Origin of the sequence: Pseudomonas sp. PS02288, from assembly GCF_029959715.1 — a bacterium.
Taxonomy (GTDB): domain Bacteria; phylum Pseudomonadota; class Gammaproteobacteria; order Pseudomonadales; family Pseudomonadaceae; genus Pseudomonas_O; species Pseudomonas_O kuykendallii.
The window spans coordinates 1-355 of the sequence record NZ_JASCPA010000131.1 but is presented as its reverse complement, the minus strand read 5'-3'; the positions used below and the strand labels follow the sequence as shown (position 1 = coordinate 355).

The 355-nt window shown below is 67.9% G+C and carries 1 pseudogene; it reads right to left on the bottom strand.

Going from position 1 to position 355, the window contains the following annotated elements:
- A pseudogene (locus QMX85_RS23370) lies at positions 1-355 on the bottom strand (aldehyde dehydrogenase (NADP(+))); the annotation flags it as partial.

Genomic DNA, 355 nt, shown 5'->3' with positions numbered 1-355 from the left:
TGCCCTCCTGGGTCGAGCCGGCCAGGTGGCTGATGCCCGGATGTTTGTGCAGGTTGTCCAGGCCGTGGCAGTAGCTCTTCAGGCCGCCCGGATTGAGCATGGTCTGCGCCGGCTGGTCGCCCATCAGCGCGGCAAAGCGCTCGAGGAAGGCGGAAAACTCCGCCGACCGGATGCCGATCACCAGGCCGGGGTTGGTGCAGAACTGCCCGGCGCCGAGGACTACGGAGCCGGTCAGTTCGGCGGCGATCTTCTCGCCACGCACCTTGATCGCCTCGGGCAGCAGCAGCATCGGGTTGATGCTGCTCATCTCGGCGAACACCGGGATCGGCTGCGGACGCGCCGCCGCCATGTCGCA